Annotated in this window: 10 protein-coding genes and 1 pseudogene; 4 read left to right on the top strand and 7 right to left on the bottom strand. The window is 42.9% G+C overall.

Annotated features, from left to right (window positions below; genetic code table 11):
• Positions 1-36: 36 nt before the first annotated feature.
• Together ACFE90_RS32985 and psaK are read right to left on the bottom strand one after the other, a co-directional pair.
• On the bottom strand, positions 37-315 hold the full coding sequence (locus ACFE90_RS32985) for a photosystem I reaction center subunit PsaK (protein WP_375506518.1): 279 nt from the start codon (positions 313-315) through the stop codon (positions 37-39).
• Positions 316-582: 267 nt separating this feature from the next.
• Positions 583-837, bottom strand: a complete 255-nt coding sequence (psaK, locus tag ACFE90_RS32980; protein ID WP_375506517.1) for a photosystem I reaction center subunit PsaK — start codon at positions 835-837, stop codon at positions 583-585.
• Positions 838-948: 111 nt separating this feature from the next.
• Between psaK and ACFE90_RS32975 the strand changes: the two genes are divergently transcribed.
• Entirely contained in the window at positions 949-1578 is a 630-nt protein-coding gene (locus ACFE90_RS32975; protein WP_375506516.1) for a phosphoribosylanthranilate isomerase, read from the top strand.
• 115 nt (positions 1579-1693) lie between these two features.
• Here ACFE90_RS32975 and folE read toward each other — a convergent pair whose 3' ends face one another.
• The 5 genes from folE to ACFE90_RS32950 form a co-directional block, all read right to left on the bottom strand.
• The gene (folE, locus tag ACFE90_RS32970; RefSeq protein WP_375506515.1) at positions 1694-2401 is read right to left on the bottom strand and encodes a GTP cyclohydrolase I FolE; all 708 of its coding nucleotides are present in this window, start codon (positions 2399-2401) and stop codon (positions 1694-1696) included.
• Positions 2402-2478: 77 nt separating this feature from the next.
• A complete protein-coding gene (locus ACFE90_RS32965; protein WP_375506514.1) occupies positions 2479-3204 on the bottom strand; it encodes an SDR family oxidoreductase in 726 nt (241 codons plus the stop codon).
• Positions 3205-3561: 357 nt separating this feature from the next.
• The gene (locus tag ACFE90_RS32960) at positions 3562-4542 is read right to left on the bottom strand and encodes an acetyl-CoA carboxylase carboxyltransferase subunit alpha (protein ID WP_100898945.1); all 981 of its coding nucleotides are present in this window, start codon (positions 4540-4542) and stop codon (positions 3562-3564) included.
• A 148-nt stretch (positions 4543-4690) separates the two neighbouring features.
• Positions 4691-5710 carry a long-chain acyl-[acyl-carrier-protein] reductase gene (locus tag ACFE90_RS32955; RefSeq protein WP_375506513.1) on the bottom strand — a complete coding sequence of 340 codons (1020 nt, stop codon included), beginning with the start codon at positions 5708-5710 and terminating at the stop codon, positions 4691-4693.
• A gap of 179 nt (positions 5711-5889) precedes the next feature.
• On the bottom strand, positions 5890-6588 hold the full coding sequence (locus ACFE90_RS32950; RefSeq protein WP_375506512.1) for an aldehyde oxygenase (deformylating): 699 nt from the start codon (positions 6586-6588) through the stop codon (positions 5890-5892).
• 176 nt (positions 6589-6764) lie between these two features.
• Between ACFE90_RS32950 and ACFE90_RS32945 the strand changes: the two genes are divergently transcribed.
• The 3 genes and pseudogenes from ACFE90_RS32945 (at position 6765) to ACFE90_RS32935 (ending at position 8475) form a co-directional block, all read left to right on the top strand.
• Entirely contained in the window at positions 6765-7592 is an 828-nt protein-coding gene (locus tag ACFE90_RS32945; RefSeq protein ID WP_375506511.1) for a carbohydrate ABC transporter permease, read from the top strand.
• A 146-nt stretch (positions 7593-7738) separates the two neighbouring features.
• A pseudogene (locus tag ACFE90_RS32940) lies at positions 7739-8152 on the top strand (element excision factor XisH family protein).
• On the top strand, positions 8140-8475 hold the full coding sequence (locus ACFE90_RS32935) for a XisI protein (protein WP_375506510.1): 336 nt from the start codon (positions 8140-8142) through the stop codon (positions 8473-8475). The pseudogene ACFE90_RS32940 and the gene ACFE90_RS32935 overlap by 13 nt, the downstream one beginning before the upstream one ends.
• Positions 8476-8632 lie beyond the last annotated feature (157 nt).

The raw sequence follows: 8632 nt of genomic DNA, 5'->3' as shown, positions 1-8632 counted from the left end.
GTCCTCTTGAGTGTGTTAGATAGAAAAAATAAAATTTTAGATAATGCCGAGATTACTTAATCTTAAGACGGTACCAGTGCAGATTAGGTGACCAGTGCTCATTGCGGCGAGGAATGTAGCGACACTGGGATTATTGAACAGCGACGGAAAACACAAAGGCATCTTAGGGCCAACGTGAGGATAGCGAATTGTCCGAGGAATAATCGAAAGACATAACAGACAAATGCCAGTAATAATTGCCGCTTCAGTCAAGTTCCATGTAGTGTCAGTTTTGGGTAAAGTTGCCTGGGCTGCTAATAACATTGATGACATCATGGTTCTTTCTCCTGCAGAAATTAACTTATATAAGCCTTAAAGAGGGGATTAATCCTGTTTCAAAAGCCATATAAATCCTCCGATGATGAAGTAGTTGGAATCGTCTCTCAAGGCGAAGGTTAATACCTCCTCCCTCAGTTAGACTGACTACACGAAGGCTGACTGGCTAATGCTCATGAGTTATTTTGCTGGAGAAAGAACCAAAATCGTTTTTAAGAGTTTTGTATTGATCGCGGCGTTACAAGCAATGCCGCGATCATCGCAAAACTACAGACGACCGATGTTAGTCAGTCCTAAAACGATGCCAACGCCAATAATATGACCAAAAGCCATCGCTGCAACGAATGTTGGAATACTAATCGGCAGGATGGGGAACTTGGGGCCAACTAAGGGTTTTTCGATCCGAGTACTTAGTAAAACTATTACTAAGCTACTAATGCTGATGATGATGCCTACTGTAGGATTCCACGCAGGTGTTGCGGGAACAGTTGCAGCTGCTGCTAGTAAAATAGATGAAATCAAGCTTTTGTCTCCTAAAATGTAGACCTACAAAATTATAAAATTACCAAGGCACAAAAGTTTTTCGGATAGTTTAGACTTTCTTGATGATTATTTTAAATTTATTAAATTTTCATGCGCGTTAAAATTTGCGGCATTACTCAACCACAGCAGTCTATAGCGATCGCCTCTCTGGGCGCAACGGCACTAGGATTTATTTGTGTGCCAACCTCACCTCGCTACGTGACTACATCCCAAATTCGGGCAGCAGTAGCAGAACTCCCGGCTAATATTGACACAATTGGTGTTTTTGCTAACGCTAGTATCCCCGAAATCAGTCAGATAGTTATTGATTCTGGGTTGACTGGTGTCCAGTTACACGGGGATGAATTACCAGATTTTTGCTACCTATTACGTCAAGCTTTACCCAATGTCGAAATTATTAAAGCATTGAGAGTTCGGAGTCTTGAGCATCTTGACACAGTGGCTCATTACACAAATTACGTAGATACTTTACTATTTGATGCTTACCATCCCGAACAACTTGGTGGTACAGGCAAAACCTTAGATTGGACAATGCTAGAGCAATTTAACCCTAATTGCCCTTGGTTTTTAGCTGGGGGACTAACGGCAGATAATATTGTGGAAGCCCTGAGTCAGGTTAATCCCAGTGGCGTTGATTTATCTAGTGGTGTAGAACGCGCACCTGGAGATAAAGATTTAGATAAAGTAGCCAAGTTGTTTGAAAAATTGGGGAGTAGGTAGTAGGGGATGAGGGAGCATGGGGAGCAGGGGGAGCAGGGTAAGAATAAAAATTAATTATCATTTCCCCTCTGCTCTAAGCTTTGTGCCCCTCTGCCTCTTGCCAATGCCCAATTTTCTAAAAAAATGCTGCTTGATGGCGAATTAAATTAAAAAATTCTTCGCGGGTTTTGTGATCGTCTTGGAACGCACCAACCATTGCACTAGTGACAGTCCAAGAGCCTGGTTTCTGGACGCCGCGCATCACCATACACATGTGGCTAGCTTCCATCACAACGGCTACTCCTTGAGGTTCCAAAATGGTCTGGATTGCTTCGGCAATTTGGCGGGTTAACCTCTCCTGGACTTGCAAGCGACGGGAATACATCTCAACAATGCGGGCCAGCTTACTCAGTCCCACAACTTTTTGGTTGGGGATATAAGCAACGTGTGCTCTACCCATAAATGGCAGCATGTGGTGTTCGCACAGACTAAAGAAATTAATATCCCTAACTAGTACCATCTCGTTATGCCCTTCATCAAAGATGGCATCGTTAACGAGTTCTTCAAGGGATTGGGTGTAGCCACTGGTAAGAAATCGCATTGCCTCGGCCACTCGCTTGGGTGTTTTGAGGAGTCCTTCGCGTTTGGGGTCTTCGCCAACTCCCAATATTAGTGTCCGCACGGCGTCCTCCATTTCCTCCAGATGTTCCTCTTTTGGCGGGGACACATCCGCTTGTCGCCCGTTGTGGGTGTTGCGATCGGGTCTAAGAGTTATGGCTTCTGCCAAGTCGGGAATCAGAGGTGATTGAGAGCAATTGGAACCGTTGGAACTAGCAATAGTCATGATTAAGTCTTGGTTATGGTTTAGTCATTAGTCATTGGTCATTAGTCATTAGTCATTTGCAAAAGACAAAGGACTAATTAGAGTGCGCCAGCGCTGGGCATCAGGGTCAATTCATCAATAACTGCCTCTTGTGGTAAGAGAACTGTGTAGAGAATTGATTGAGCGACAATTTCTGGGGTTAACATTTTGGAACGGTCTAAGTTGACATGGACTGTTTCTGTATCCCACAGTTCGGTATTGACTGCGCCGGGACAGATAGCAGTGACACGAATGCCGTGGGTACGTTCTTCTTGTGCCAGGGTTTGAGAGAGGGCTATCAAAGCAGCTTTGCTGACGCTGTATGCTCCCCAACCGGGAAACGGCTGCTTGGCGGCAATTGAGGCGACGTTGATAATTGTGCCTGTGCCCCGATCGCGCATTGAAGGCAAAATCCCTACAATGCACTGAAACACGCTGGTAAGATTTAAGTCAATTACCTGCTGCCAGTCCTCTAGGGGGGTTTCGCTCAAAGTAGCTGTGTAAGCAAGGCCCGCATTGTTTATCAAAATGTCTATATCGCCAAAGTCAAGGGCGATCGCTTGGATCTTTTCTTTTACTTCGGAGATCCGCGCTAAATCTACAACGTAAGCTTTCGCTTCCACCCCAGTATGCTCTACAGCTTCTCTTACCGCCTCCAATTTATCCAAAGAACGGCTGACTAAGGCGATATCTATTCCTGCTTTGGCAAAAGCTAAAGCCGTTGCTTTCCCAATTCCACTGCTTGCCCCAGTAATCAGGGCGCGTCGTTTTTGCTCAACACTCATTCATGGTGTCTCCCAATTTTTTGGCAGTTCTTAAACTCTATTACCACCCAATTATTCACACTTCTCGGTTTAGATACATTAAAGGAATTTAAAAATCTGATTATTTCCATTAAGCAACTGCTATGATCCAGTGCAATAGTAGGTATATTGTGAGTTTTACCAGTGAAGACAACAATTCGTCGCCTGGAAAACCACGCCGTATACTTAAATTAGATTACTTGATAATACAAAAGCTACTCAATCAAATTGAGTAGATTTAGCAAACATGCAAATGCCTATGGCTAGATTGTTAAAAATCTTTAAGCACATAGGCAATTATAGCATTTTGCTCTGCTAATCAATCATTATGCAGCGCTGTTAGTGGGCAACTTCTGTAAAAACGCCAATTTTGCGGAATTTTTCATAGCGCAGTTGACGGCGTTCTGGAGCGGTTAAACGATTGAGTTCGTCCAAGTTTTCCAACAGCACTTGCTTGAGAATAGTAGCGGCTTTTAAAGGATCGGAATGAGCGCCGCCAGTGGGTTCAGGCAGTATTTGGTCGATAATTCCTAACTTTTTCAGGTCGTGGGAAATAATTTTTAGAGCAACAGCTGCTTGGGGAGCCTTAGCAGCATCTTTCCACAGAATGGCGGCGCAGGCTTCAGGAGTGGCGACGGTATAAACTGAGTGTTCAAACATGAGTAGGCGATCGCCTACACCAATACCGAGTGCGCCACCGGAACCGCCTTCACCAATAACTGTGCAGATAATGGGTACATCTAAGCAGAACATTTCTCGTAAGTTGTAGGCGATCGCTTCTCCTTGACCTTGGTGTTCTGCTTCTACCCCAGACCAAGCTCCTGGTGTGTCAATAAAAGTTAGTATTGGCATACTAAACTTGTTGGCGTGTTCCATCAACCGCATTGCCTTGCGGTAGCCGCCAGGGTAAGGCATTCCAAAGTTACGGGCAATATTGTCTTTGGTATCACGGCCTTTTTGATGACCTAACATCACCACAGGTTGCCCACTCAGACGACCTACACCACCAACTAAAGCCGGATCATCACCACCACAGCGATCGCCATGCAATTCCATCCATTCATCACTAATAGCCTGAATGTAATCGAGAGTACTGGGACGACGCGGATGACGAGCGACTTGCAATCGCTGAGACGGGGATAGACTACTGAAAATTTCCTCACGCAGTTGCATGGCGCGTGCTTCTAGTTGACGAATTTGACCAGAAACATCGACGCCATTTTCCTCTGCAAGTTGCCGAATTTGATCGATTCGGGTTGCGAGTTCTGCTAGGGGCTTTTCAAAATCTAACAGTAGCGGTTTACGCTCGGTAGTTGCCATCGTAGGGGTTATAAGTTACGAGTTATAAGTTATCTATCCTTTGTCTTTTGTCCTTTGTCTTTTGTCCTTTGTCCTTTGTGTTTTGTCATTTGCAAATAACAAATGACTAATGACCAATGACTAATGACCAAGGACAAATGACTAATGACTAAACCAGCAGTGGTCTAAATCCATGTTTTACTGATACCTGACCAATCTGCTCCATTTTGTCTACGGTAATCTGATTCCGTCCCCACGAAAAGTTCGTGTATAACTTCTCAAATTCCAGCAGCATTGATTCGGCAAAACAAGCAAACAACTGGCGGGCTGGCACGTCCATATTGACAATTTTCATAATTTTCCAGTCAATATCCAGGGAATGCTCTACAATTCCACCATTTAACACGTATACACCAGGATGCTGAATTTTCGTCGCTAAGTTTTTAGGATAACCACCATCAATCAACAAACAGGGTTGTTTCAAAGTAGTGGGTTCAATTTCCACGCCTTTGGGCATACTGGCAACCCAAACTACAACATCAGCTAGGGGTAGCGCTTCTGTCAAACCCATAATTTTTCCTCGCCCCAGTTCGCCTTGCAACTCTTTGAGACGTTCTTGATCGCGGGCTATCAGCAGAAGTTCTTGAACATCTGTTTTTGCATCTAGCCAGCGTGTAACGGCACTACCAATATCCCCAGTTGCTCCACATATAGCAACTGTTGCTTTTGATAGATCGATTCCCAGTTGTTTTGAGGCTTCTTCCACCTGCTTACAAATAATGTAGGCAGTATGCGTATTTCCTGTGGTGAAGCGTTCAAACTCTAGTTTAATGTTACGGACTTGGTTAAACTGCTCTAACTTAAAGTTTTCAAAAATAATTGAGGAAAATCCGCCTAAAGCTGTGATGTTAATGCCATGTTTCTGTGCGTGGGCCATGGCGTTGAGGATTTTGCGTGTTGCAGCTTTGATGCGGCGACTAGCTAGCATCTCTGGCAAAAAGCAAGATTCTACATACCGTCCTTCAATTTGTTGCCCAGTTACACTGGTGACAATAATGCTATCAACAATTTGCGGTGGGGCGCTACACCAAAAGTCTAGCCCTTGATCGGCATATTCTGGGTATCCCAATTCTTGAGCTACTGATTGAGCGTGTTCTAAACTAGTCAGATGTCCAATTAGACCAAACATGTAGTGATTATTAGGCTTATGCTGTCTCGAAAGGGTGGAATTTAGTAGAGTTGGGAGTTGGGAGAGACGCGATTAATCGCGTCTGTACAGGAGTTGGGAGTTAGGAGTACAACTCATAATTTCTCACTGATCATTCCTCACCGGAGGCAAAGCGTCTCCGGCTTTGCTCCTAACTTTTTTTAAGCGGCTATGAGTCCGTAGGCTGACAAACGCATAATATCGCGTGTCGTAAAACCGATGTTACTTAATGCTTCACCGTACTGAATCATAAAGTCTTCTACTAAAGCATCTTTTTCCATTGCCATTGTGTGGGCATCACCCTCTACTTGGTTGAGCATTTTCCAGACGATGGGTAGGTTCTGGCGATTTGCTTGCTCTAGTTCAGCTTTGGCTTCTGTAAAGTGTTCTTTCAACCAAACTTCTCCAAAGTTGAGGTGGCTATATTCTTCTTTTACTACTCCCTCAGTAATTTTGCGGGCGAAAGCGTCGGCGACGGGGATGTAGATGTTATATGCTGCGATCGCAAAACATTCAATAATCAAAGACTGAATCAACAAGCAAGTAACAACCTTTCCGGATGCCGCGGCTGTTTGGAAATTTTGGTGTAGTCCAGAGAAAAATTCTTTAGCAAATTGCAAATCTGGGGTTACTTGCAAATTGCGCCCACAAGCTTCAAATCCTTTCTTGTGACGACTTTCCATCTTGGATAGGCGAATCAATTCATCATGAGATTCTGGCAGCAGTTGGGCTAATGTGATGTAATTTTCATGGGCTTCTTGTTCCCCTTCAATCACGATCGCATTAATTCGGCTATAAGCATCTTTGTATGTTTCGCTCTTGAAATCTAATTCTTTAAATTCGTCTGTAAGCTGCTGCATGGTATGTTTACTCCTGTAAATCCGAATTATTTGATACCAGGATTCAATTTACCCTATGAACTGAGGGTAATAATCACTGTGGTTTAATTTAACTTAACAAGTAGACTATCTTTATAGATTAATTGTTGCTGGGGGCAATGCTGTAGTAATAGCGAAAATGCTTTGCAGCTCAAGTTATGTCGAAACCAAACCCCAATCTGAAATCTGGCGATTTTTTGAGCCTAGTAGTGTTACTGCTAGGGGCATTTATCGTTCTACTACCTCTGTTTGTGGTCTTTCTCACCTCCTTTGCACCAACGGCCACCAGCCCGGAAAATTTGTCTAAAAATAGCTGGTCTTTAGCTAATTACCGCGTTGCATGGCAACAGGGAAAATTTTTACTGGCGTTTGCTAATTCTACCTTGGTAGCGATCGCTGTGACGGCGTTTCAGATTGTCACTTCCGCTTTAGCGGGTTACGCCCTAGCACGGCTGAAGTTTCGGGGACGCCAAGCACTGCTTTTGGTCGTTTTAGCAACTTTAGTGATTCCCTTTCAGTTATTGGTGATTCCCATCTTTTTGGTTTTGAAGTGGGGACACCTGATAAATACATACTGGGCGCTGATTTTACCCACTGCTGTCAACGGGTTTGGAATTTTCTTGTTACGTCAGTATTTCCAGACAATTCCGGTGGAGTTAGAGGAAGCCGCAGCCATAGATGGGGCGAACCGACTGCAAATTTTGTGGTGGGTGATGTTACCTTTAGCCCGTCCGGCGTTGGTGACGCTGTTTCTGTTCACCTTCATCGGTGAATGGAATGATTTATTTAAGCCTTTGGTGTTTACGACACGACCAGAATTAAGGACGGTGCAACTGGCGTTGGCTGAGTTTCAGGAGCAATTTACGAATAATTGGCCGTTGATGATGGCGGCGGTGACAATAGCGACTGTTCCAGTGATGGTATTATTTCTTATCGGTCAGCGTCAGTTTATTCAAGGTATTGCTGCGACGGGGATTAAGAATTAGTATCGCTAATTTCGCAATCATCTTTATACAAGCGATCGCTATTTTGTATTGTATTGTTTTGTAGTTAGACGGATAATCTAAGCAAACTCTAGATTTAAAAGGTTTATGTGCTGGAGTCGATGGTTAGTGTGATTGGGCTGTAAACTATGGCTCGTGATTTATTCCACAATATTGTGAGGTCTGCACTAGAGAAAGAGGATTGGGTAGTTACAAATGATCCACTTAATATTCGGTGTGGTGGGGTTGATATTCAGATTGATTTAGGTGCAGAGAGACTTCTAGCTGCGGAAAAAGCAGGATAAAAAATAGCAGTTGAAATCAAAAATTTTGTTAGTGCCTCAAAAATTTCCGAATTTCACATGGCGCTAGGACAATTTATTAATTATCGGACAGCGTTGCGTGCTGAAGAGCCAAATAGAACTTTGTATTTAGCTGTACCCTTGGTAACTTATAATGACTTTTTTAACTTGTCTTTTATTCAAACTGTAGTCAATGAAAACAAATTAAAGCTGATTATTTACAATGTGGAAACGGAGGTAATAGAACAATGGATAAATTAAATGAATATCGGACAAAAGTTAGGCAATTGTTAACTAAATATCTCCAGTTCAAGCCTAGTTACGGAGATGTAGAAGTGGAACAAATTTTTGATACAGAACATGACCATTATCAAATTATTAGCGTTGGATGGAACAATCAAAAGCGGATTTATGGGCCAATAATGCACATAGATATCAAAAATAATAAAATTTGGATTCAACAAAATACAACGGAGGCAGATATAGCTTTAGAAATGATGGAAATGGGTATAGATAAACAAGATATTGTGATTGGTTTTCATACTCCAAAAATGCGCCAATTATCAGGATTTGCTGTGGACTAAAGGAGAGAATAATACTAAATAAATATATTTTATTAGAATATTAGGTAGGAAAATAAATAAGGTATTGTTTCTTTGTTATGAACTTTATATAAGCGATCGCCTCTTCTACTAAACTCATCTGTGGGTGCGTTGGCGTAGCCCGTCGTACACATCGCTT

The sequence above is a fragment of the uncultured Nostoc sp. genome, from assembly GCF_964245445.1.
Lineage (GTDB): Bacteria > Cyanobacteriota > Cyanobacteriia > Cyanobacteriales > Nostocaceae > Nostoc.
Note: the sequence above shows the minus strand (reverse complement) of the source record. Positions and strands in the feature narration are given on the sequence as shown.